At 45.1% G+C, this 23,848-nt stretch carries 18 protein-coding genes; 15 read left to right on the top strand and 3 right to left on the bottom strand.

Annotated elements, in window-relative coordinates:
* Positions 1-140: 140 nt before the first annotated feature.
* The 12 genes from ACESZH_RS05030 to ACESZH_RS04975 all read left to right on the top strand — a co-directional run bounded on the left by ACESZH_RS05030 (position 141) and on the right by ACESZH_RS04975 (position 14,682).
* The gene (locus ACESZH_RS05030; protein ID WP_373213624.1) at positions 141-383 is read left to right on the top strand and encodes a cold shock domain-containing protein; all 243 of its coding nucleotides are present in this window, start codon (positions 141-143) and stop codon (positions 381-383) included.
* 403 nt (positions 384-786) lie between these two features.
* The gene (locus ACESZH_RS05025) at positions 787-924 is read left to right on the top strand and encodes a hypothetical protein (RefSeq protein ID WP_373213627.1); all 138 of its coding nucleotides are present in this window, start codon (positions 787-789) and stop codon (positions 922-924) included.
* Positions 925-943: 19 nt separating this feature from the next.
* Positions 944-2,062, top strand: coding sequence for a hypothetical protein (locus tag ACESZH_RS05020; RefSeq protein WP_373213629.1), 1,119 nt, complete (start codon positions 944-946; stop codon positions 2,060-2,062).
* Positions 2,063-2,117: 55 nt separating this feature from the next.
* A complete protein-coding gene (locus ACESZH_RS05015) occupies positions 2,118-2,639 on the top strand; it encodes a hypothetical protein (protein WP_373213631.1) in 522 nt (173 codons plus the stop codon).
* Between the two features lie 21 nt (positions 2,640-2,660).
* Positions 2,661-3,416 carry a hypothetical protein gene (locus ACESZH_RS05010; protein WP_373213634.1) on the top strand — a complete coding sequence of 252 codons (756 nt, stop codon included), beginning with the start codon at positions 2,661-2,663 and terminating at the stop codon, positions 3,414-3,416.
* A 27-nt stretch (positions 3,417-3,443) separates the two neighbouring features.
* Positions 3,444-3,854 (top strand): ERF family protein, encoded by a 411-nt coding sequence (locus ACESZH_RS05005; protein ID WP_373213637.1) that lies wholly within the window; start codon positions 3,444-3,446, stop codon positions 3,852-3,854.
* Between the two features lie 16 nt (positions 3,855-3,870).
* A complete protein-coding gene (locus ACESZH_RS05000) occupies positions 3,871-4,638 on the top strand; it encodes a hypothetical protein (RefSeq protein WP_373213640.1) in 768 nt (255 codons plus the stop codon).
* Between the two features lie 63 nt (positions 4,639-4,701).
* The gene (locus ACESZH_RS04995; protein WP_373213643.1) at positions 4,702-5,847 is read left to right on the top strand and encodes a hypothetical protein; all 1,146 of its coding nucleotides are present in this window, start codon (positions 4,702-4,704) and stop codon (positions 5,845-5,847) included.
* A 91-nt stretch (positions 5,848-5,938) separates the two neighbouring features.
* Positions 5,939-6,199, top strand: coding sequence for a type II toxin-antitoxin system Phd/YefM family antitoxin (locus ACESZH_RS04990; protein ID WP_373213646.1), 261 nt, complete (start codon positions 5,939-5,941; stop codon positions 6,197-6,199).
* Positions 6,200-6,602: 403 nt separating this feature from the next.
* Positions 6,603-12,830 (top strand): SpaA isopeptide-forming pilin-related protein, encoded by a 6,228-nt coding sequence (locus ACESZH_RS04985; RefSeq protein WP_373213649.1) that lies wholly within the window; start codon positions 6,603-6,605, stop codon positions 12,828-12,830.
* Positions 12,831-13,059: 229 nt separating this feature from the next.
* Positions 13,060-13,899, top strand: a complete 840-nt coding sequence (locus tag ACESZH_RS04980) for a class B sortase (RefSeq protein ID WP_373213651.1) — start codon at positions 13,060-13,062, stop codon at positions 13,897-13,899.
* Between the two features lie 72 nt (positions 13,900-13,971).
* A complete protein-coding gene (locus ACESZH_RS04975) occupies positions 13,972-14,682 on the top strand; it encodes an AAA family ATPase (protein ID WP_373213653.1) in 711 nt (236 codons plus the stop codon).
* Positions 14,683-14,815: 133 nt separating this feature from the next.
* On the opposite strand, the gene ACESZH_RS04970 is transcribed toward ACESZH_RS04975, so the two are convergent.
* From ACESZH_RS04970 to ACESZH_RS04960, 3 genes are read right to left on the bottom strand one after another with little or no spacing between them, the layout of a single operon-like run.
* Positions 14,816-16,756, bottom strand: coding sequence for a sensor histidine kinase (locus ACESZH_RS04970; RefSeq protein ID WP_373213655.1), 1,941 nt, complete (start codon positions 16,754-16,756; stop codon positions 14,816-14,818).
* A 12-nt stretch (positions 16,757-16,768) separates the two neighbouring features.
* Positions 16,769-19,102, bottom strand: a complete 2,334-nt coding sequence (locus ACESZH_RS04965) for a hypothetical protein (protein ID WP_373213657.1) — start codon at positions 19,100-19,102, stop codon at positions 16,769-16,771.
* Between the two features lie 13 nt (positions 19,103-19,115).
* The gene (locus ACESZH_RS04960) at positions 19,116-19,832 is read right to left on the bottom strand and encodes a LytR/AlgR family response regulator transcription factor (RefSeq protein ID WP_373213660.1); all 717 of its coding nucleotides are present in this window, start codon (positions 19,830-19,832) and stop codon (positions 19,116-19,118) included.
* 256 nt (positions 19,833-20,088) lie between these two features.
* On the opposite strand from ACESZH_RS04960, the gene ACESZH_RS04955 reads away from it, so the two are divergent.
* The 3 genes from ACESZH_RS04955 to ACESZH_RS04945 all read left to right on the top strand — a co-directional run bounded on the left by ACESZH_RS04955 (position 20,089) and on the right by ACESZH_RS04945 (position 23,505).
* Positions 20,089-20,667 carry a hypothetical protein gene (locus ACESZH_RS04955; RefSeq protein ID WP_373213662.1) on the top strand — a complete coding sequence of 193 codons (579 nt, stop codon included), beginning with the start codon at positions 20,089-20,091 and terminating at the stop codon, positions 20,665-20,667.
* A gap of 122 nt (positions 20,668-20,789) precedes the next feature.
* Entirely contained in the window at positions 20,790-22,712 is a 1,923-nt protein-coding gene (locus ACESZH_RS04950) for a clostripain-related cysteine peptidase (RefSeq protein ID WP_373213665.1), read from the top strand.
* Positions 22,713-22,788: 76 nt separating this feature from the next.
* Entirely contained in the window at positions 22,789-23,505 is a 717-nt protein-coding gene (locus ACESZH_RS04945; RefSeq protein ID WP_373213668.1) for a winged helix-turn-helix domain-containing protein, read from the top strand.
* Positions 23,506-23,848: the final 343 nt, after the last annotated feature.

Below are 23,848 nucleotides of genomic sequence, written 5' to 3'. Positions count from 1 at the left end.
TAAAACGAAAAACGTTTCATGAAAGGAGATTCGGATGAAACGGATCCGGGCACCCTGCGTAACAGTCGAAGATAAATGAAGCAATAAGGTAAGAAATCCGGAAGGATATATTAAAAAAGCATAGAGAGGAGATCATGATTATGTCAAAAACAGTAAACGGAACAGTCAAATGGTTCAGCGCACGCAAAGGATATGGTTTTATTACCGATACTGAGGGAGTCGATTATTTTGCGCATTTCTCCCAGATCCGGCAGGAGGGATTTAAAAAACTCTCAGCCGGGCAGATGGTAACCTTTGAGATTGGGGATGACGGGAATGGGCGCAGCCTGGCGACCAATATCGTACCGACAGAGGAGAGGAAAATGGAGGATGCAGAGGAATAGCTGTATCCGGTAAAAAGTCAGGGCCGGGAAGCGATCCTTATCCATTCCTGGCCCTGTATCTTGTGATGATATCTATATAAAACACAAGATATAGAAATATTATATTTGACAACCACATCATCTTGTGGTAGTCTTAAAGTGAATTAAAACTTTGCCTCCCCTGAAAGGGTTGGGATTTTAATTTTGTTCCGGACATTCCGGAAGAATACTTTTGGGCGCGCAGCCCTAAATTAACAAGGAAAGACGCTAAGCATAGGAAGATGCAAAAAGGAAAAGATTCTTTTTGTGTCTTTTTTTGTGCGCAAAAAAGAGAGGAGGAACGAAAGTGAAGAAAACGGGACAGATTGGAAGCTGAGAAAGTGTTTGTAACGTGGAGACATTAAAAAGACAGAGGAGGAAAAACATGATAACGGTAGAATGGGAAGAAGCAAACATGCTGGAGATTGGGGAACTGCTGGAGATGGCGAAGGACGGATACTGTTTCTGTGTAAGTGACGGTAAAATCCAAAGTGTTGGAGTTACGGTAGGCCAGCCATTCTGAAGAACGGAAAGGAGGGCATATGTATTACAAGGATGATTTTGAGAAGGAATTCCACGATGAGCTGGAATTTCATAAATATCTGGATGAAGTTGAGCGGCGCGGGGAATGGATGAGAGTGCCGAGCAAAAGCCTGAAGGTACTTACGGTGGCAAAAAATGAACAGGAGTGTACCCCGGTAGCCGATACGGATATGGAAGCTCTGATAGAGGATACGAAAGAGCATACCGGGCTTTTGCTGAAGATACCGGAGGGTGTATACCAGCTAGGTTCTACGGCCATCAAAACATTAAAAGGGCGCGCGAGGATTGACGGCAACGCATTGGCGGATGTGGATAAGAATGTGCTGGCGGACATACTGAACAAATGCCTGAGGGTGTCCAAAGGAAAAGCACTGATCCGTTTTTGCGAAGGCAAAATTCGGGCTGTCTTATCCGGGGATGAAAAAGACTATGCAATCCTTTCGATGCCGGAAGTATACATGGTCTCATCGGCATATATCAATGGCGATTATGAAAAAGCGGCTTTCCAGATGGGATACGCGGATCATTACAGAACCGTGGCTATATGGGAACTAGAGGATGAGAGGATGTCCAAAGCTTATCAGGAACTGATGGAGCAGTATGGAAAGCAGGTCAATGAGAAATTGCGTGCGGCCGTGCGGATCACGACTTCCGATGTGGGGGCGTCCGGGGCAAATATCTTTTATTCACTAAAAGGCGCGGACCATATCGTCATCCTGGGAGAAGCGTTAAAATTACGCCACAAGGACTGTAAGACAATCAAGGATTTTGAAGAGAATATACAATCTATCTTTGATTATTACAAAGAAGTGCTGCGTGATGTCATGCGGCTTTGCAACATTCATATCAACTATCCGTTAAATGCGATGGCAGGCGCCATGAATAAAGCAGGTTTTGGAAAAAAACTGATTGCGGAGACCGTTGAGAATTATAAAGCGGCAGCTGGCGATCAGCCCTGCAGCGCTTATGAGGTTTACTGCGGGATCTGTGAGGTGGTTTCCATCGCAAGGCAGAGCGGAGAAGATGAGCGGAGCTTGCTGAAACTGGAAGAAAAAATCGCAAAGTGTATTTCCAAACGCTGGCATGATTATGATATTCCGGGAGAAGTGAAATATTAGGGAATCGTTAGGAGGGCAGGGAGACCTGTCTTTTTTTACAATCAGGAGGAAGAATATGACGAAAATTACAGATGGGGAAGCCGTTGCAAGGCTTCTGGTAGATGAATACCTCAATAATTTCCAGATAAGGCATGACGCTTTTATGGAAACCATGGCAAGGCAGGAGCGGATCGTGCGCGAGAACTGCACTTATCTGGGGTATGCATGGCTTAGAGGGCTGTCAGAGGTAAGCTGTTATGATCTTAGGAATGAGGCATCAAAGCTTCTGGCCGATGATATTTGTATGCATGTAAAACAGGAACCCAGGCTTAACAGAATTCCATACCGCGGCGTTATGGAGATGGAGGTGGATTCCGGAAGTGATGAGCAGACGGCACTGCTTTTGGCAAGCTATCTGTCCGCGGATAGTGGCAATGGATATGGCGGTTTTGTGGATTACGCCCTGCGCACGCACCGGACACTCCAGCAGAACCTGACACGCTTTTTTGTGGAATGGTTCCGCAAGGCAGAAGAAAAATCACCATTTCTTGAAGTTGCTGGCGTGATTTTCCCCAAATATGTCCTGCATTATATCTAAGCGCATGAAGGGGGATAGAACATGACAGAACAATGGCCGGACTGGGTAACTGCAGGAAAAGAAACGAAAAACTTGTTTGAGTGGCTGGAATACGGTGAGGTTGGCATAAGATTATTTTCCGGCCGTCTGTTTATAAAAGTATTGATTGGAAACTGTGTGCTGATTTATACGGAAGACACGTTTCAAATGGAAAGAACAGAACGGTTTCATGCCAGCAGGTTATGCGGCATCTATCGGAAAACGGACTATACACTTTATGAAGCCTGCCCCGCTCTTTATCAGGCCGTTGGTATTCCGGAGGAATTCTATTTCCCGGATAAAAGCGAGATACAAAAAGAGTTGGAGGAAAAGGTGACAATAAGGGGAAGGGAAAGGATGAAACAGGAATGGGATCAGCTTGTGCTGAAATCAGGATTTACAAGAGAGCAGCTGATACCTGCCATAGACCGGGAACAGATCCGCATGACGGCAAAGCGATATTTTCAGATGGGAAAGCGTGCAACGCATATCCTGTATCTGCCAAGATTTTCATTTGCAGCGATACAGCGTGAAATGCCAGATGAGATATTTTTGCAGTATTTGGAGGATGAAGCAGCCGCCGTAGAACTTGTGACGGAGATATGGCTTTTGAAGGCACTGGCTGATATATCAAGGAAACGGATTTTTTATGGATGCGTGAGGGAGGAAATGACGGAGATGGAAAAGTCCGGATATGCCAGAGCAAAAAGCGGAAACGGATCTTTTTACACACAGGACGCAGAAAAGAAATCCGCATGAATTTTACGAAATGGAGGAAACGAATAGATGGGTAAATACAGTTATTTGAACTTAAACCAGAAGATGATAAAAATAAGGAAAAAAATCCCCGCGCTGATCCGGAAAAGATACAGTGAGGAGGTGGACTATGATTTTGTGAAGCTGGATGACATTAACCAGTTTTTGACTCCGGCGCTGAACCGGTATGGCGTGGATTTTGATATCCTGCGCGAGATACCAACACAGAAGGACGCATCCGGTCATACGGCTTTTCTGATCCAGGATGGAAACCTCTGGAGGTATGAGGCGGATCTGGAGATCTGCTGGACGAACGCAGACCATCCGGATGAGAAGAGTATCTCTATGGTTCATCTGGTCGGAACGAATGATGTGGCGGACAAGGCGAAAGGAACGGCTATGACGTATGGCCTGAAATATTATCTGCTCAATGGGGGATGAGAATAAAAGGCCGAATGTGGAAGAAGGGAGAGAAAAAGAAAGGACTGGATTTGTACCCCAGGGAAGTTTAAGCGAAGGACTTGGGGAAACACCGGAATATACAGACGGCAGGCGTACGGTAAGTAAAGCCCTCCGCAGTGGAAACAGCGTTTCTCCTAAAGCAGGAAATGTAACTGATGGAGGAAACCGGAATCCCAAGATCCAGCAGATGAGGGAAAGCAAAGACGCGGCAGCAGATTCCGGAAAAAATCCGGAAAAAATTCCAAGCAGTGAAAAAAAGGAAAATCAGGATGAAGATAAATTCACGGAGCAGACGGTGCGTTCTTTTTCATACGGACAAGCAGCAGATAGTGCCCATGAGAAGGACCGAAAGGAGGACGTATCTGAACCGGAGGAAGCATCCCGGAGCATAGATGAACCAAAGGAAGAGGATATCGTTTTTTCAGATGAGGATGAACCGGAAGAGGAGAACAAAGCGGATGAAGATGCCGGGGATGGTTTCCGCAGCGTGAAAGATGAGGATGAGATCCCGTTTACCGATGAAGAGGAGGAAATAGAAGCGGACAGCGATCAATCACCGGATGATAAGGTGGAAAAAGCCAAAGCGGTTGTCTGCAATTTCGGTTTGTTCAAAGGGCATACATTAGGAGAGATGCTGGAGACGCCGAAAGGATGGGAAAGCCTGAAATGGATCGCGGCGCGGTATATGGGAGCGAATAAGGAGATGAAGGAAGCAGCAAGGATTCTGGTAGACGCAGATGCCTATCTGCCAAAAGCAGCGTAAAAGGATATGGCATGGCCCCACATAGGGCTGTGCCATCAATATTTTAGAAAGGAAGGTTCAGGCATGGGATACGAAGTACCTTTTACGATAGCGGATGTGGCAGATCTCCTTTCTGTAAGAAGGCTGGAGGGCGGCGCGGCAGGAAATATGCTCACTCTGTATGCGGAACTTACCGGGCTTTATGGGGCAGACCGGTATAAGGAAGCTTACTGGCAGGTAAAGGAAAAGCTTGATACAGGAGACCGGAGGATGAGGCTCTACCGTCAAAAGCGTGTGGAGCGGGTGCAAAAGAAAGAAAAGGTGGATGAGAGTTTAAGAGTAGACACTGCCCATCTGGATGCGGTCTACCGTGAGATGCTTTCCATGTTGAAACTGAAGGAGCGCCATAAGGCGGATCTGAGAAGACGGGGGCTGTCTGAGGGAGAGATTGCCAGTATGGAACAGTCAGGCTACCGAAGCACGGAAACTTCCGATTCGCTGCGGATTGCAAGAAAGCTGCTTTCCCGGGGATTTTGCCTCAAAGGGGTACCGGGCTTTTTTATGAACCGCAGTGGTGACTGGGAAGCAGCGTTTTACCCGTCAAATGAAGGATACCTGTGCCCGGTGCGGGCGGCGGATGGAAAAATTGCCGGTTTTCAGATCCGGCTGGATCGACCATATAAAAAACGGAAATATATCTGGTTTACCAGCAGCGGACTTGAGGGCGGGACATCCAGTAAAAGCCCTGCCGGCCTTTCTGGAAAAATGACTGGAAGCGTGATCCGTGTTACAGAAGGAATCCTAAAAGCAGAGATTGCCTACCAGTGCACCGGCCTGGCGTATATCGGAAATCCGGGAGTCTCCAATTACAGGGGCTTATATCAGATGCTGTGTGAACTGAAACCCCAGGGGCTTCAAACAGTTTTGGAATGCTACGATATGGATAAGATGCTGCGCCTGGACTGTGAAGGGGATTATGATGGAGCCTGCAGGGAATGCGAGTGGAGGAAAGATGCCTATTCAGGTTTTGAGTGCCCGAAAAAAAGGCAGAAACGTGATTACATACGCAAAGGCTGCCTGAAGCTGTATGAAATTTGCAGGGAACTGAACCTGCAGTGCCGCCGTATGACATGGGATGCGGGTCATGATGGCATGTGGAACGGAGAGTATAAAGGAATTGATGACTGGATTCTGAGGGATACTGTGGAACGGATGCAGGAGGCTGCTTAATGTTGGTCGGCTTTAAAAGGAAATATTACTTTTAAGATAATATTCTGATAAAATTATGATAGAATAAATCATATGAAAGGAGCGTATGAGTATGATACAAATTCGTCCTGTTTCCGACCTCAGAAATAAATTCCCAGAGATTGAAGCAATTGTAAATGAGGGAAAGCCTGTCTATCTGACAAAAAACGGTTATGGTGCTATGGTGGTTTTGAGTTTGGAAGAATATGCCAGACTGACAGATAATATTGAGATGAAACTTGATGAAGCAGACGGGCAGGCCGCCATGACAGATGAAAGACTTTCCCATGAGACCGTATTTGGTAATATAAGAAGTGCGGTACATGGAAAATAAAACCTATCGGCTCAGATATTTGCCTCTTTTTGAACAGGATTTATTTAGTACGGCAAACTATATTACAAATGTTTTGAAAAATGAGGATGCCGCTTTATATATGGGGCAAGAGATACAGATAAGCATTTAGGATAAGAAAATTGTAGTAGAGAAATATTTTATTCGAGGGACTCCCTCTGGAAGCAGATTCGCTAACAGAGGGGGTCTTTTTTGTTCAGAAGTCTGCATCCGGAGTTGTCTTTTGCGTTGTGGCCGTGGCCGGACAAAAAGGAATCTGTATTGCAGCTTTCTTTTTGTCTGCCCAGGACCGGCAGCAGAAAGGGGGGATAGGATGCGGATCCGCGACAGACCGTTTTTAGCCGGAACCAGAAAATGTATCAGGTCATGAAAGGAGAATCGATATTTGGAAAAAAATCGTAGAAAAAGATGGATTGCGGGTGCGCTGGCTCTTGCTATGTGCTGCACTACGCTCTTTTCAGCAGGAACTTCTGCAGCAGCCGAAACAGACGGAATATATCAGGAGCAGGAGCAGGCACAGGATCAGAGTGAGAAAAGCGAGGAGGAGCTTATTCAGGCGATAGAAGCCGATCCGGAACTGGCCCTTACCATTACGGCAGGGGATGCCTTTGAAATCAAGAAGGATTTTACAGGACTGAAGCTAAAAGAGGATGAGAAAGCGGAACTGAAGAAAGCGGCCATGGAAGATGGAACGGAATTTGATCCAAATGTTCCGGGAATCTATAAATGCGTATATCAGGTGACACCAAAAGAAGGAGAGGGCTACCTGATCGCGCGGAACATTACGGTTACGCCCCGTGAGGCGGAAACATCCGGTGGTCAGGCAGAGGGCAGTGGTGATACAAAAGACGGCGGCGAAGATGACGGGGAGAGTGACTCGGAGGCATCCCAGACAGAGACGGAAGCGCAGACCGGATGGGGAACGCTGTCCATCGGGGAACTGATTGCTGACCTGACAGGAGAGGTGCCAGCGGCAGAGACAAACGATGAGACGGAATACGAGACAGAAAGTACAACAGAAAATCCAGCGGCGGAGCAGGAAACGGAAATGCCTGTGAAAGGGGAAGAACAGACAGAGCTTTCGGAAGAGATTGCGGAAAGTGAGACGCAAAATGACGAAGGGCAGGCCGGGGATCAGAAATCGGAGCAGACGGAAACAGAAAGCGAAACAGCGCAGGAAGGAACCGAGACGCAGATGGATATACAGACGGAAATGACGCCTTTATCTGAAGCGGAACTGGATGATGCGCTTGAAGCCGCGCAGCAACAGGATACCTATGATGAGGAAAGCGGCCTGTCACTGGGAGACGTCATGGAACAGGCGGCAGAACAGGAGGTTGATATCCTGGAATTGGAAGAGGGCGAGACAGTTACATTTACTGCGGAGGCTCCCATGCTGTTTGCGGCAAAAGCATCGCAGAATGTGGATGTCACCAGAGGAAGCGCATATTATTATGCGGATTATGGCTTTGGTTCCTATGTGACCTATCCGTACACGGTAACGTTTGGAAGTGTGAAGGCAACGGCTTATTGTGTGCAGCCATCCAAGGCAGGTCCGGGAGATGGAAAGTACACGATCACGAAGCTGAAGGACAGCAAGGTGCTTGCGAAAGTCTGCTACTATGGGACAAAGGCATCCGGCGATGAAGGCTTTTTTGCTGAGAAATATCCGGATTTTTCCACTGGGAAACGATTTATTATCACTCATCTGGCGGCATCTTATGCCAACGGAAGCGGTGACGCGTTTTCAGGAACAAACAGCACCGGGCAGGCTCTTGCTATGGAGCTGTATAACTATTGTGTGAGCCAGCCGGAAATTCCGGATGTTGCCATGTCATTTTCAGAAGCGGATACCACGGCTTATATTGAAGGTGATATCCAGAGGACAAAGGAAATTACCTTTCAGGCAGACACGCTTCAGACGATCACCTTGAAACTGCCGGCAGGCGTGAAGCTGCATAATACCACAACGGGAAAAACCAGCAAAGCAGGCGCTGAGGTGGAGATCGGAGGAGGTACAAAGTTTTATTTGAGCGCACCGCTGACACAGGTGGCAGAGGTAAGCGGCTCCTGGTCTTCAAAAATGAAAGGAAGCATTACAAAGGATTTCTCCGCATACAAGATCACAACCGGAAGTGACACGCAGGATCTGGCGCTGGTATTTGGAGAAGGAGTTACCGATGAGAAATATGTGGAGTTTAAGGTAAACTGGATTGAGCAGTCTACCGTAGAGATCGTAAAAAAGAGTAAAGGCAGCAATGCGGCTATCGCGGGTGCCGTGTATGGTATTTACAGTGATGAAGCCTGCCAAAACCTGCTCATCCAGATGCCGGCGACAGACGAAAAAGGGCATTCCAGCGTGACACTTACAAAGACTGTGGAAACCGTATACTTAAAGGAAATTTCCGTTCCGGTTGGTTATGTCCTGGATGCGAAAGCATATAACATCAAGCTTGTGGTAGGCGGAACTGTATCACAGGAAGTCTTAGACGCGGAACAAAAAGCATCCCTGACCGTTTATAAGGAAGGGGAAGTCTTGACGGGCGCGGATGTCACAGATGCGGGAGTTTCCTTCCGCTATGAGAAAAAGCGCCAGAAAGGCGCCGTTTATAACGTGTATGCGGGAGCGGATATCAAGGCGCCGGACGGCAAATTGATTTATACGAAAGACGCACTGGTAAAGGAGGCCATTACAACAGGGGAGGATGGAAGTGCGCTGCTGGATGATCTGTACCTTGGCACTTATGTTGTAACAGAAATGAAAGCGCCGGAGAACCTTATCTGTACCGGGGAATCCCAGACCATTAAGCTGGAGTATGCTGGCGCCTATGTGGAAAAACAGATGGGCAGCGTGACATTTACTAATGCCCGCCAGAAAGCGTCTGTGACGGTGGAAAAGCAGGATGATATGACAAAGGTACCGCTTGCAGGGGGAATTTACGGCCTGTATGCCGGAACCGATATCAGGAATGCAGACGGAAACGTAGCAGTGGTAAAAGATACCCTGATTGAGAAGGTGACAACAGGACCGGATGGACGGGGAACATTTACTTCCGACCTGCCTATCGGATATGGCTATTATGTAAAGGAACTGAAGGCACCGGAGAACTATCTGCGAAACAGTGATGACCGGTATTCCTTTACATTCAGTTATACTAATGATAAAGAGGCAACGGTACCATTTACCCATACCTTCCTGAATAAACGTGTAGAGGCGGCTATCCATCTGGTAAAAAAGGATAAGGAGACCGGCGATGTACGCCAGGGGGATGCGGTCTTTACAGGCGCTGTTTATGGACTGTTTGCGCGGGAAGACATCCTTCATCCGGATGGAAAGACAGGAGTGATATATAAAGCGGGTGCACAGGTCGCGACATTGACAACAGACGAAAATGGGGATGCTGAAATTACGGGCCTGTATCTTGGCAAATATTATATCAAGGAGCTGACTCCGCCCGCGGGGTATCTTCTGGATGAGCAGGAATATGACCTGGAATGCGCTTATGAGGGGGATACGGTAAAGACGGTGGAGCGTACCGCTACGTCCCTGGAGGAGGTCATCAGACAGCCTTTCCAACTGATTAAAGCCGCAAATAATGGAAAAACGGATGCGGATCTTTTAAAAGGTGCCGGTTTTTCTGCGTATCTTAAGAGCAGCTTAAAGAAGAATAAAGACGGCAGCTATGATTTTGCAAACGTAAATCCCATTGTTCTGACATCTGATGGAAAAACGGAGCTGTTTACCGATGAAAAGGGCTATGCCTGCTCGATTGCGATCCCTTATGGGACTTATGTGGTACGGGAGACTACCACACCGCATAATTTTACGCCGGTAGAGGATTTTATAGTGACGATCTCAGAAAACAGGACAGAACCGCAGGTGTGGAGGGTCCTGCTTGATGATGAATTCATGGCAAAGCTTAAGATTGTCAAAAAGGATGATGAGACGAAGCAGAGCGTGCTGCTTTCCGGAACGGAGTTTAAGGTTTACAACCTGGATGAGGAAAAGTATGTGGAGCAGGTGACAACCTATCCGGAGACCACGGTGCATAAATCCTACTTTACGGATGAAAACGGATACCTGATCCGGCCAAACGCGTTGGAGTGCGGAAATTACCGGATTGAAGAGGTGACAGCACCGGATGGCTATACGTTAAATACCGGTTATGTGGAGATTAAGGTGGATAGCAATACCGCTTATGAAATGGAAAATTTGAGCAATGACGCGATTATTACCGTCACTTATGAAAACCATCCGGTAAAAGGAAAACTGGTGATAAAAAAGTTCGGGGAGATTCTGAAATCCTTTAAGAAAGATTTCATATATGAAGAGGGAAGCCTTGCCGGAGCACAGTTTGAGGTCTATGCGGCAGAGGATATTTACAGCGCGGATCATCAGATGGATGAGCAGGGGAACCGTCATGTGGAGTATGCGAAGGACACACTTGTGACGGCCGTGACGACGGATGAGAGCGGAGCGGCAACCGTAGAGGACCTGCCTCTTGGAAAATACCGGATCACAGAGACAAAAGCGCCCTATGGATATGTGCTTGAAGATATGAGCAGGGAAGTGGAGTTTATCTACGAAGGGCAGAACACACCGGTAGTAGAAAGAGAACTTCTTTTTACGGATAAAAGGCAGAAAGTCGAGCTTACCGTAGAGAAGCAGGATGCCGGCGCGGAGCTTTCCGGGGCTTCCCTTACGGTACTGGATGAAAAAGGGAATGTGGTGGATTCCTGGACTTCTGTCAAGGGGGAACCGCATGTGATAAAGCGCCTGACCGCAGACAAGACCTATACACTTCGGGAGGAATTTGCGCCCTATGGGTACCTGCGTGCCAACGAAATCCAGTTTACGGTTCTGGACACCCGGGAAGTGCAAAAAGTACAAATGGAGGATGATGTACCGAAAGCCCTTCTGATCGTCAACAAAAAGGGTGAGTTCCTTGATAAAGTGACACTCCTTGATAACGCCAAAGGCGTGGTAGAGCATTTCTTTGAATATGTTACCGGAAATCTGACGAGCGTTACCTTTGAGGTTTATGCGGCGGAAGCGATCAAAGCCGCGGACGGTGTAAGCGCAGATTATTATGCAGCAGACGAATTAGTGACAACGATTACCACTGACGGAAACGGTATCGCGCAGGCAAAGGAACTTCCGGCAGGGCGCTATTATGTGAAAGAAACAGGCACCGCATACGGATATGTTTTGGATGAGGAACCAAAATATGTGGATCTTACTTACCGCGACCAGGACACACCCGTGATCGTATATGACGAGAACTGGCAGAACAACCGCCAGAGGGTGCAGGTAGAGGTATTGAAAAAGGAACATGGCACGGACCGGGTACTCTCCGGTGCCATCTTCGGGCTTTTCACGAAGGAAGATATCTTATCCGCCAAAGGGAAAGTGCTGATGGAAGCGGATACGGTCATTGAGCTGAAGACAACAGAGGCGGATGGAAGAATCCATTTCGTGGCAGACCTTCCTGTTGATGGAAAATACTATGTGAAAGAGCTTTATGCGCCGGATGGGTTCGTAAACAGTGAGGAAACACAGGAATTTGTATTTGAATATCAGGGAGATAAGACAGCGGAAGCATCCTATTCCATTATTTTTGAAGATGACCCGACCACGGTGGAGCTTACCAAAGCGGACATTACTACCGGGAAGGAGCTTCCGGGGGCAACGCTTGCGGTAATTGATGAAAATGGGGAAATCGTGGATGAATGGGTATCGGAGGAAGAACCGCATGTCATTAAAGAACTGGTGGCAGGAAAGACCTACAAAATGGTGGAGCGGATTCCGGCAGATGGATACGCTACTGCAGAGAGCGTAGAATTTACGGTTGAAAATACTGCAGACGTGCAGAAACACACCATGGAAGATGATGTGACAAAGGTGGAGATCAGCAAAACGGATATCACGGATTCCAAAGAGGTTCCGGGAGCAAAACTGACTATCTACGATAAAGATGGAAAAGTGGTGGAAAGCTGGATATCGGAGGAAAAGCCGCATCTGATCGAAAAACTGCCAATCGGCAAATACACACTCCGGGAGGAACAGGCGCCGAAGGGGTACCTTGTGACAGAAGATGTGGAATTTGAAGTAAAGGATACCGGGGAAATCCAGAAGGTGGAGATGAAGGACGGCATCCCTGTTGGATGCCTTATCATCAAAAAGTCGGATGCGGACAGCAAAGCGCCGATTGCGGGTGTGGAGTTTGAACTGAGGAAGAAAGGTTCCAAAAAGTTAGTGGCAAAATTTGTAACTGATCAGGAGGGAACAGCAAAAAGTGAAGAACTTCAGACCGCACTTTACAAGGATGGAAAGTTTGAGGAAACCACCGAGTATGTACTCGTTGAGACAAAAGCAGCAGAGGGCTATGAGGCATCCGATGAGGAAATTCCGATCCGTTTTGAGTATGTGGACGATAAGACGAAAGAGATTACCATTACAAAAGAGATCACTAACAAAAAAGCGGCAGTCACCACCCAGGCCGTTGCCCCAAGAACCGGGGATTCCACGAATATCTGGCTTCCTGTTTTTCTGGCCGTTCTTTCCATCGGAGGCATTGCAGGAGTGGTGTGGTATATGAAAAAGAAAAAATAAGATGGAAACATAATAGAAAGGGAACAAAAGAGTGCCGGGTGCCGTGACAGGCACCTGGCTTAGCGCGGAGCGGAAATTAGTGTTATCGCTTTGTAGCCTATGGAATCCGGAACGGGAGGATTGCCGTAACCTGAAAAGAACAAAAAAATATAGAAGGCGGTCAGACCGCCTGAAATCGAAGGGTTGTTGCACATGCGATGGCCCTTTTTCAGTTAGGGGGGAATGCGTGATGAAGTATATCAAGGAAATCATGATCCTGGCAATCTGCCTGATGGTGCTGGGGTTCAGTGCCAGTGTACTCTTTGGAATCTGGTGTATGTATCAGGAGGGTGTCAGCGAATATAGGGGGCTGCAAGAATTTGCGGAGGAAGAAAGTGAGGCAGACGCCGATGACTCTGGCGTAGTAAAAAAGAAAACAGCAGTAGATTTTGATTCTTTAAAAGAAATCAATGGAGACATTGTAGCATGGATCAAATGTAAAGAGCTTGGGATTAACTACCCGGTGGTCCAGGGAACGGATAATTCGTATTACCTGACGCACACATTTTCAGGGGAAGAACATATTTCGGGCTGCATCTTTATGGACTGTGTAAATAAGCCGGATTTTACGGATGATAATACGATCCTTTACGGGCACAACATGAAGGATGGGAGCATGTTTGGTTCTTTCAGCCAGTTCATGGAGGAGACAGCCACGGTTTTTCTCTATACCCCGGAGGGGGAATTTATCTATCAGATCATCGATGACCAGATGGTAGATGTGAGTGAGGGGAAGTATTTCCGGACAGTCTACAGTACAGAGGACTTTGCCTCCTTAAGCGAAACGATTGCTGCCCATACGGGAAATGCACTTGTACGCGGGGAACATCTTCTGACGCTTTCTACCTGTAATGGAAATGCCAACAGGAGGCATCTCATTCTTTGCAAAGAGGTGACAGAGACAAATGAGAAGCAGATGGAGGAAGGAACGGCAGGCGAGGTAATCCAGATAGAGGCAGGACAGGAAGAAACAACAGCGACCGCACAAAAGGGAGCAGCAAAAGAAACACAGGAAGCAGAAACAAAGTAGGATGTGAAATCATGGAATGTCTGGGTACCAGGCAGTTTACTCAAATAATAGTGAAGAAAAAAGGAGAATAGGATGTTTCAGTTTAAAGAAAAAGGCAGAAGAGTGAAAAATATGAATGAGGTAGAAAACCAGCCCTTAACATGGTTCTGGTATCCATACATACCCTTTGGAAAGGTCACCTTGGTGCATGGAAGGGAATGCTGCGGTAAATCCATTTTTGCTTCCAGGCTGATGGCAGCCTGCACAAATAAAAAAAGCATGGAAGATATGAAAGAGATTGCTCCAGGGAATGTTTTATATTTTTCCGGAGATGATGACCTCTCCGAACTGATAAAGCCAAGGCTTATGGAAGCCGGGGCGGATCTTTCAAGGGTTTATACAATAAACGATATGCTGCCGATCACCCTGGGGGATGACAGCATTGGACAAATAATAGAAAGCTTTGGAATCCGGATGGTGATTGTGGATCCTATTCAAGAATACTTGGAATATGACATATATCAGGATACACCGGATATGGTTTATCCGATTATTTATAAGCTGGCGCAGCTTGCAAAGGAAAGCGGATGTGCTATGATTTTGATGGCATACTCAGACGGACTGGGAGGCGAACGGGGAAACGTGTGGAAAAACGAGTTTGCGGAAAAGATCAGCAGTGTGCTTTGTCTGGAACGGCAGGGAGCAGAAAGTAAGGAAATCTGCCTGCGCCATGAAAAATGTATCCTTGCCCCGGAAGGGAAGGTCAGAATGTTTCGGTTAGACGATCTGGATATGGGGTTTTAAGTAGTTTTATATAAAGTAGAATCGGATATACGGAAAAAGTGGAGCCGCGTTAAATTGCAGCTCCGTTTTCCTATCCTATGGATATATAAAAACTGTTCTTTTTCCGGTTCAATGATTTGCATTGTCTGCCATTTTATTTTGAGTGGTGAGGAATGATAATTCCTACGCGGAAATTATGATCCATAGGGCAGATAGAAACAACACCACCATAACGTTCTATGGTTTCCCGTATGGATTCCAGTCCGATTCCGAAACGGTCTTCCGTGGATTTTAGGGACAGATAGCGGTTTTCCTTTTCTCTGAATTTTCCATCGTAGGTATTTTCTACGCAAATAAACAACTGACTTTTTGTTTCACGAGAGGAGAGTATGATTGAACGGTTGTCTGCAGTATCCCGGTGGCATGCGTACAGTGCGTTTTCCAGCAGATTTCCCAAAACTGTGCACAGTTCTACATCAGATAGTGCAAGAGAGTCTGGCAATGTGAGTTGGAAATTTACTTTAAATCCATTTTCAATGGCAGCAGCATAGTAGTATTGGAGAAGGGAATCCACGGCAATATTTTTACAGAATGGATGGTGTACAGGAGAATGTTGGGAAAATTGCCGGGATGAAAGAGTCTCCAGGTATGTAAGTAACTTATTGAGTACGGGTTCCTGCTGCTCGTTTGTGGACAACTGTTGTGCAAGCGATGTGATCGTATGTAAATGTTGCCGAAAGTCATGTACAACCTTGCGGTTTTCGGAAATCTGGGAAGAAAGTTTTTTCATATAAGCGGTCTGCATGGATAACTGCCTGGTGATCTGATGATGCTCCTCAGTAAAAACAAGCCCATAGGAATAGGCAGAAACCACATCGCGCCACAGAATATAGCCGATGGTAATCACCAGTATAAAGCTGCCCCATTCAGAATACCATCCGCCATAAATTGGTTCATAATTGGGAAAAATGCGATCCCAAATGAAGAAAACGGCATAAATAATGGAAGCGTAAAAAAGAGGCTGCCCAGATTTTGACTTTCTGTCAAAAAACAGCCATGCAGTGACCAGCAGGTAACTGGCAACCGCTGTCTTGAACAGGAAAACGAGTTTGGAAAATATCTGTATTGTGGATATGGTAAGCTGAGAGGCGCATAAGCCATAAAAAAGAGCCAGAATACAGAAAAAAACAATCATTCCGCAGAACAGCCGCTGTACCAGCCGATGGATGCGGCAGATGCGGCTGTGCAGCAGTACGGTGAAAAATGCCATTAGATAACCGGAAATAAGCTCTAAGGCATAATATGGAAATATGGGCAGAGCAAAAAGTGTATGCAGTAAATTGTAGGAGGAAAAGCCGCACATGGAAAGACATAGCAAAAAGAAAAAGAGTGCATTTGAGTCTTTCATGCGAATGCCTAAATACAGAGACAATAAGGCGATGACGATTCCGAGGGTGATAACAGCGACTGATAGTCCATATCGTATGTTTTGCACTGCAGCCAGAGACTGAGGGGTACCAATGGCAGGGGGATATACGATGCCGCTGTAAAAATGGGAATAGTCGCTGACCGCAATCAGAAGCCTGACCTGTCCGGAGCCTTCGAATGTTATTGAACGATTCTGGGTACATGACTGGTAGTTTTCCGGATTCGGTTCGCCCATTTGAAGTATCAGTGAATCGTTGAGATACAGTCTGTAAGCAGAAAAGATTTCAGGCAGGTCAAGTGTATAAGCGGCAGGTTGATCCGGAAGATACAGATACAGCAGGTATGTTCCACAGCCGTGAGGACTTTCGGGTTGGCTGTAGTTAATAAATTGCGTATATTCTCCAATGCTGGTATAAATCATATAATGCCCCGGGTTGCCTCCAGCAAAGTCTTCTGGAGTCAATAATATATCAGGATAGAAGGCCCAGCCATCGATAAGATAAAGCGGTTCTTCCAAATCGCTTTCTGATAACACAAGAAGTCCATTAAAAGCCTGTATAGACTTTTTTGTGTACTTGTTATTAAAATGGTAGAAAAAAATGCTAAGTGCTGAGGTAAGTATTACTGCCAGAGAAAAGAACAGGATTTTTTTGGTTAGGTTTTTCATTTTATATTTCTCTCATATTATTGTATTCAGGAACATTGAAAAAACAGTTAAAAGAAAGATCCGTATAGCTTCGGTAAGTTCAGAAGCTTCATAGATAATATAGTTTCCGGATGTATTTACTGTAAATGTAGCGATGGAGGCATCAGGGGCATAAGTTCCGATTGCCGCAAGTGTATAATTCTCATTCAGGAGAAACAGAATGGAAGAAGATGAATGGGGGTTCCATGGCAGCATCAGCTTCGTATTTTCCAGGTTTTCCACGGGCTTATCATTCTGAGTCACTGAAAATGAGAAAGAATGGTCACTGTTATTTAGAATAGTAATACAAAATTGGTCATGGTCAGAGGGAACTGTGGATAGCACCGCTGAGCGAGACAGAATAACAGATATTCCATGCTTGGAAAACTGAGCGATACCAAAAGCGTCAAGCATCATCAAAAGCCGTTTCCCGGATATTATATCGTAATCTTCTCCTGAAAATTCCAGAATTTTGCCGGACGAGTTTGGAGTATTCGCATTGCTGTCAGCGTTCGGGGCGTTTTGTGAAGGTTCCCAAACAGACTCGGATCCTGAACCAGACTCAGACTCAGGTTCTGCCACAGACGGTGTCGGAGACCCTGGAGCAGTCTGATAAGTATTGTCTGTATTGTTTTCATTTAAATCATCGTTGCCAGAAGTTTCCACATTGCTGTAAGAATCCGAACCGGTTTGTGCAGGCTCCGAATCAGATTCAGAAAGAGTCTCAGACCCAGAATCAGGTTCAGAATCTGCTTCAGACTGTGCCGGAATTTCCGGAGTAGTCTGAGTAGTATTGCCGTTGGGATATCCGTTGGCATCACCGCCGTCCCGATCCCCTTCATTATAAGAATGAATCTGGGGATACTGATTATAAGTAAAGCTGAGTATTTGCGTTGATCCGCCGTCATAATCCACTTGAAGGCGATAGCTTTTTCCTGCCGTAAACAAACTGGTGTCGAGGATCAGTGTATAAGCATCCCAGTATACCTGGGAATCGTCGCGAGAATAACTGTTCCAGGCGCTGTTTTCTTCTGAAATCCATACTTTTATCTCGTCAAGGGAACCGGGAGGCGTGATCCATGGGAAAATAAAACGTCCGCGCCCTGCATAACAGCAGTTAATGTCCGGCTTTCCCGGTTTCTGAATGGAAATGGGAATCACTATTTTTTCTACATTCAGTGTTTCTGCAAAAACGGTGTGCTCCGGAGGCTGGATTTGTCCGATAATTTCGTATATACCTGCGGTCATGGGGGCAATATTACTGAAATCCCAATAGATATTGGTGATATAGAGGGTGCCTGATGCATCGTAGCAATTCCAGTAATTTTCCAGGCTGCAGGAAGCGATGATCTCGGTAATGCTGGTTCCCAAAGGAAAAGCATAGGCGTCAGCCAGCTCGGGGAATGCTTCAATGGAAGTGATGACTATCGGTTCAGGAGGAACAATGACTTCCACAGGAATGATGATTTCTTGAAGTACGTTATCTGCAAATTCATAACCGTCCGGCAAAAGAATGCGGCCATGTTCTTCATAACTGCCTGGAACGGATACATCAATCTGAGGTGCATAGAAATTGCCGACATTCCAGTCAACAGACAGTGTTACCGTTTCTGTGGTTCCGTCAGGAAGCTGTGATATTGCGGTTACGTTCAGCAGATGCATGATCATGTCCAGCAGCGGCTGGTTGTTTTGGGTTGTATTTTGAATAATTGTAACGGCTGGTATATTTTGCAGGTAATCAGTATCAATTATAGAGACAATTTTTATTTTTTCGGAGAGATTGGGGGATTCATTTCCGCAAACGTCAGAAGGGACGCATTCAGTTGCAGGTACAGTATCAATATCCAAAGCCATCTCATATTCATATGTATCATCGGTACCTGGCTGAATGTCCGAGCCGTCAGTACTTTGAATTGCGTCAGGATAGGAGTCTGCTGCCTCCGCATCTAATTCTCTCTCCCCTGTACTTGAAATCATCTCAGAACTGGATTCAATGGTTTCTATATTTGAATCCTCTGTTTCTATAATTATATCGGAGCCGGATGTCTCTGCCTCCAAAGAAAAATCGTTGATGTTTAAGGAAGTATCGGTATCACAGAGCTGTGTATCAGCACCTGAGCCACTAAAAGCGGCATCTGAACTGGATTCCATATTGGTATCGTTTTGTAAAATGGTTTCAGCAGTAATGATTTCATTGGTTTCAGAAGCTAATGTCGATAGGGGACTGTTTATCAGCAAAGCAAATCCAAGCATCAGAGCGATTGCCGGCTTACAACTGCTCCTTTTACGGTTATACGGGCTTACCTTATGTTTTCTTTTAAAATGCATAAATCCTCCTTGATTACTTGTTCATATTTTCAAATACATAATTTTGCCAGGACCGGATCACGGATCTGCGTTTTCTCACATTGATTGGTATTTGTTCACCATTCTTCAGAAGAAAGAGATTGTCCGTCTGGTCAATGATCATATCCATATTAACCAAGACACCCTGTATACAGAGTAAAAAACGACTGTCGGATAGGAGAGGGTCTGTGACTTTGCTGAAGGTGCCAGAAACGGAAATATTTTTGGACAATGTGTGTATATGGACAACTCTGCGTTGGATGTCAATGTACAAGATTTTAGCAGTATTCAGATGTATGGATGCTCCTCTGGATGTAACATTAAGAAAAGGTACTGCGTAGGTAGGTTTGATGCGACAGAATTTCATAGCCTGATCAAAACTCTCATCGGATACCGGTTTGATCAGATAGTGACAAGCATTGACAGAGTATCCCTGCAGTAGGTGCTCCTGAGATACTGTGATAAAAATTAGTTTGCAGTCAAAATCCAGTTTCCGTATCCGTACAGCAGCATCCATTCCATTTATCTTATCCATGTAAATATCCATGAAAATGATATCAAAACTGCCCGATACGAAGACATTTAAAAATTGCTCTGCATTATCGAATTCGGACAGGTTAAAGAACAGATCATTTGCTTTCATATATTGATTTAGTTTCTCAGACAACCATAGCCGGTCATCTTTGAGATCATCGATAATTGCTATATTCATAAATTCCTCCAAAGCTTTGAAAGATAGTTTGATTGTATCATGTCTCAATAGTGTAGTCTACGCTTCTTTCTGATTATATCAGAAGGAAGGCAGGATGGATTGCGGATTAAGCAAAAAAACTGCGGATTAAGCAATGACAGGATTGCGGAATTTGCAAAAAAGCTGCTGATTAAGCATAGCAGATTGATTTTGAATTGACTTTTTGGTAGTATGGCTTCACAGGCTTCACAAAAATTACTTTAAGGAGGAACTTAAAATGAAAAAAAGATTTTTATCGTTGATGCTGGCTGGAATTCTGGCATTTGGCGGGAGTTGTAACGTATTTGCTGAAGAAGCAGATACAGAGCTGCAGACAGAAGAAGCAGCTGCTGTTCCTGAGGTTAACTGGGAGGATGTAGCTCCGTCCGTTGAAGAAGCAGCAGAATGGAAGGGCGACTTTGTTAATTTTGATGAAATTGCAATTAAGATGTATGTTCCTGATGTATTGATTCCGGCTGAATTGACCGAGGAAGATAAAGAGGCAGGTTATATCGGTTATTTTACAACGGAAGATGAGACAGCTACAGCATCTGTCATGTATGTGGATGTTGATGGAATGAGTTTAGACGAGTATCAGGCATATTTGGAAGGAGAAGAGGATGTTGATGAGGTTGAGGCCGGAATTATTAACGGCATTCCTGTAGTGACATATTCTATGCCGGAAAATGATGTGGCATGTGTCAGCATCGCCACTGAAAAGGGATATATTCTTGAATTTTCTTTTTACCCGATGAGCGATGAAGGTTTTGAAGCTGTTGCACAGATTATGATGGTTTCTATTCAGGCAGAAGAATGATGGATATAGTAAAGCAGATACAGTAGAAGGTCTTGAATATAGCCACATAACGAATTGGGAATAAAGGCAGGAAATTTCTTTGGAGATTCCTGCCTTTGCTTTTGAAAAAAGGAGAAACAGGGATGGGCAGAAAATGTAAGGTGATATTATTACTGGTTTTGGTTACGTTGATTCCGATGATTTCAACTAAGGTGTTTGCCGGGGAGGATAGCTGGTCAATTTACTGGTATCTTTGCGGCAGCGATCTGGAAAGTGAGTATGGAAGCGCTACAGAAGATTTGGCGGAACTTCTGGAAGTAGATTTACCGGAAAACGTAACCGTTGTGATTGAAACCGGGGGTGCATCAGCATGGCAGAATGATGTGGTGGATGCAGATTATCTGGAGCGTTATGTGTACAGCAGTGAAGGGATGGAATGTGTGGAGCAGCTTCCTTCAGCCAATATGGGAGAAAGTAGCACTTTGGCTGACTTTCTGGAGTTCTGCAATAATAATTATCCAGCAGAGCATACGGCTGTGATTTTCTGGAATCATGGAGGCGGAAGCTCTCAGGGAGTAGCATTTGATGAATTGTATGGATACGATTCTCTGTCTTTAGGAGAAATTTATGCTGCCTTTGCTTCTGTTTTTGAACTTTCCGAAGAAAACCCGCCTCTGGAACTGGCAGGTTTTGATGCGTGCCTTATGGCAACTGTAGATACAGCCAATACCTTTTCCGACATTGCCCGTTACATGGTAGCAAGTGAAGAAACCGAGCCGGGAAATGGCTGGAATTATTCGGGCTGGGTCAGTGCTCTTGCCGCAAATCCTCAGATGGATGGGGCTGCCCTGGGAACTGTAATCTGTGATTCCTATAGGGAAGGCTGTGAAATGTATGGCACAGAGGAAGAAATCACATTGTCTGTGGTGGATCTTGGGAAAATTGGGGCTCTTCTTACTGCTTATGATAACATGGGAAAAGAGGCGCTTTCCTGTGCATGCGAGAATTCGTCCTTTTTTTCCTGGTTTGGACGAAATGCGGAAAATGCAGAAAACTATGGCGGAAACACAAAAGATACCGGCTATACAAATATGGTAGATTTGCAGGATCTGGTACTGAATAACAGTGATATTCTTTCGGATACTTGCGGTGATGTTCTGGCTGCATTGGAAGAGTGTGTCGTATACAAGGTGAATGGAATATACAGACAGCAGGCGGGGGGATTGTCCTGTTATTATTCTTATGATGGAAGCATTGACGATTTTAATACGTATTCGGAGATTGGAGCAAGTGAGGCTTTTAATTATCTTTATGCGTTTGGACTCAGCGGAAGCTTAAGTGAGGCAGGGCAGGAATATGTGGCGGAGATGGGATATGAGGAGATTCCTCAAATTGATGCCATTGAAAGTTCCGGGGAAGAGGACTATCCGGTATATATCAATGACGATGGATACGGAGTTATGGAGCTTTCGCAGGAGATTATAAATATGCTGAAGGGAGTATACTGCCAGCTTGCCTATTTTGATGAGGATGAGGATATTATGCTTTATCTTGGACGCGATAATGATATCAGCATGGATTGGGAAAATGGCATTTTTACAGATAATTTCCGGGGTGTCTGGGGCTCGATAGACGGCTGTCTGTGTTATATGGAGGTTATCTATGAAGGTGAGGATTATAATCTGTACAGTGTTCCTGTCCTGCTAAATGGTGAGGAATACCAGCTCAGAGTGGTTTACGATTATACAACAGAAGAGTTCGAAATATTAGGTGCAAGAAAAGGATTGGATGACAATGGAATGCCAGATCGGAACCTTGTGAAGCTCAAAGCAGGAGACGAAATTACTACGCTGCATTACAGCGCCAGTCTGTCAGATGATGATGAGCTGCAGATGGTAGAGGTGGATACCTTTACTGTTACAGAAGATACTTTTTTTGAAGAGGCAGAACTGGGAGATGGAACTTTTGCTATGATGTTTGAACTGGTGGATTTCAGAAATGACAGTGCATATTCAGAGGTGATTCTCTTTACGGTGGAAGATGGGGAAATCTATGCGGAGGTATAAGCATGTAGCTGTGAGAAAGCAGACAGAACTAAGTGTAGTTTGAATAAAAACTTTGATTAAATATTGGATTGAAGATATGGTTGCACGTAATAAACTTTTAATTCTTTCGGAAAAGTTGGAACTATATCATTTACTCATACATCATTTTGAAGCAGAGTATGAAGTAGAGACTTATAGGAAAAATGAATGGGATATCAAGAAGGAAAAGCTGTTGCAGACTGTTCTCGATAGAGTTATGCTTGTAATTATAGAAACAGAGGACCGTTTCAGCGAGAACATTAGAATAGTCAGACAGATTCAATTATATTCATTTTCAGGATATATTCTTTTCATTTCCCGAGCAGAGGACCGAATCAGGCAGATTGAGGAAAAAATCTATGCGATTGATTCTGGAGCAGACGAATATCTGGCATACCCACAGACGAATGAAGAAATTTTAGCCAGTGTGAGAGCCTTATTGCGGAGGGTTCACTGGAAAGGAAATTTTACCTTGGATATTAGTGGGAAACGGTTTCAGATCAATGCGCAGGTACGGAAGATCTTTATGGATGGGATAGAACTTGTTTTTACGAAGACAGAGTTTGCTATCATGAATTACCTGATTCTGCATCTGAATAGGGCTTTTTCTTATAAGGAACTTTATGAGGCGGTATGGGGGAAAGAGTATATCTATGATGATAGGAACATCATGGCACACATCCATCGCATGCGAAAGAAAATGGGGGATGATACCAAAAACCCGCGGTATATACAGAATGTATATGGAACTGGATATATGGTGGAAGGAGAATAAAGGGGATGTTTTTCTGGATATCCCAGACGCAGGAGAACAGGAAAAAAGGATAATCTCGTATAAAAAGAGCCATAAAAAGCGCTTGCTGTTTTGGGAAAAAGACCAATGCAGCAAGTGCTTTTGCGTGTGCCTTAGAGGTGCAGTCCAAGGCGGCTTTATATTTATGAGGTAGTGTAAAATAGTTTGTGTTTCTGGTAAAAAATAACTCTTTTTTGGTAAGAATTCAGATATGACAATTCTTATCGAAAAGGAGTATTTTTATGGCAGTTGCAAAGGAACAAATTCGACAGATTATCTCAGAAAACAACATTAGTAGCGTTGCAGATGTATACACACTTCTGAA

It is taken from the genome of Ruminococcus sp. 5_1_39BFAA, assembly GCF_964240875.1.
GTDB lineage: Bacteria > Bacillota > Clostridia > Lachnospirales > Lachnospiraceae > Blautia_A.
Note: the sequence above shows the minus strand (reverse complement) of the source record. Positions and strands in the feature narration are given on the sequence as shown.